This is a genomic window from Cryobacterium inferilacus, from assembly GCF_019599185.1.
In the GTDB taxonomy this organism is placed as follows: domain Bacteria; phylum Actinomycetota; class Actinomycetes; order Actinomycetales; family Microbacteriaceae; genus Cryobacterium; species Cryobacterium inferilacus.
This window is the reverse complement of record NZ_JAIEUL010000055.1, coordinates 1-1,268: the sequence shown is the minus strand read 5'-3', so window position 1 is coordinate 1,268 and position 1,268 is coordinate 1. Positions and strand designations below refer to the sequence as shown.

General features: G+C 62.8%; 2 protein-coding genes. One reads left to right on the top strand and one right to left on the bottom strand.

Translation table 11 applies throughout. The annotated features are described in order from the left end of the window. Positions 1-158 precede the first annotated feature (158 nt). Entirely contained in the window at positions 159-530 is a 372-nt protein-coding gene (locus K2F54_RS18855) for a metallopeptidase family protein (protein WP_374107320.1), read from the bottom strand. 120 nt (positions 531-650) lie between these two features. Between K2F54_RS18855 and K2F54_RS18850 the strand changes: the two genes are divergently transcribed. Further along, positions 651-893: a DUF3499 family protein gene (locus tag K2F54_RS18850; RefSeq protein ID WP_220607390.1), complete on the top strand. Its 243-nt coding sequence runs from the start codon at positions 651-653 to the stop codon at positions 891-893. Positions 894-1,268: the final 375 nt, after the last annotated feature.

Here is a 1,268-nt window from a genome sequence, read left to right as displayed (position 1 = left end):
TGATGAGCAGGCCGGCAACGCTGAGTCCGAGTGCGGTCTTGGTGAAGCTGCGCATGATGGGGTCCTTTGCTGTGGGGGAGTCCTGCGGGGTGTTGCTTGGTATGCAGGAGGTTCGGCCCCGCCCCAGAAAGGGTTTGGTCTTCTCGGGAAGAATTTTCCTAGAGACGCCGGAAGCGGTCGGGAGCGAGGTCCCAGGGATCCTTGCCGAGCAGTTCCGCAACGGCACGGAACACGCAGCTCTCGACGATCATGCGCTGATGCAGTTCGTCGACCTGGTGCATTCGGCTGAGGCGCTGCATCGGCAGCCGGTACAGGGTGATGCGCCGCTCACGGGCATCGACGGAAAACCGCTCAACCCCGACGCCGGGGATCACCGAGGCAGGCCCGGGCGCCACCTCGAAGATGACGTCGGATAGTTCCGCGGGCCAGACCATGCGGAGGTAGTCCACTGTTGAGGCGATCGTCATGTCGAATGTGTCGATCCGCGTGCGCAGCGGGGGGAGGAACGGCCCGGTGGCCGAGCTGCGCATCCCTCGACCGTGCCGGTCCCGTCCGCGCCCCCGGAGAGTGGAGACGTGCACTGTTGCGCGGCGTGATCGAGGCATGTCACCAGTCTACTTCTGGGCCCTTCGGCGGTATCCTGAATCACCATGTCAGCCAGAGCCTGTTCACGCATCTCCTGCACTGAGGAAGCCGTCGCAACCCTGACCTTCTCCTATGTTGACTCGATGGCGGTCCTCGGCCCCCTCGCCGGCACTCACGAACCGCACACCTATGACCTCTGCGAGCGGCACGCCAGACTCACCTCCCCGCCGCAGGGCTGGCAGCTGATTCGGCACCGAATGGTGTCGACGACGGATGCCGACACCGACCGTGCGAATCAGCCGGAGTAGGCCCGACACGCCCGGGCGCCGGAGGTGATTTGCGGCCCCTCCGGAATCCCCGTAATGTCATCTCTCGTCACCCCACAGGTTCGGAAAAGCCGCAGAGCTTCCGGCCTCAAGCGGGACCACATCCCAGTCACAACAGCCCAAATCGTTTTCGATGTGATCGTTTGTTATGGCCGGGAATCAGCCCTTCTCGTCAGATCCTTCGGATCGAGGCGCGGACTGGTTCACGACACGATTGTGTCTGAAACTCGCCGCTCCCTTGATTTGACACGGTAACGAGCAGGAGCTAAGATCGTAAAGTTGCCCCGGAGCGACAGCCAGTCACATGGCCTGAAGTCGGGTGCGTCCGATCCTTGAGAACTCAACAGCGTGCACAAT

Excerpts from the sequence above, each read along its gene's own strand:
- K2F54_RS18855 (WP_374107320.1), bottom strand. The coding sequence starts at position 530 with ATGCGCAGCTCGGCCACCGGGCCGTTCCTCCCCCCGCTGCGCACGCGG.
- K2F54_RS18850 (WP_220607390.1), top strand. The coding sequence starts at position 651 with ATGTCAGCCAGAGCCTGTTCACGCATCTCCTGCACTGAGGAAGCCGTC.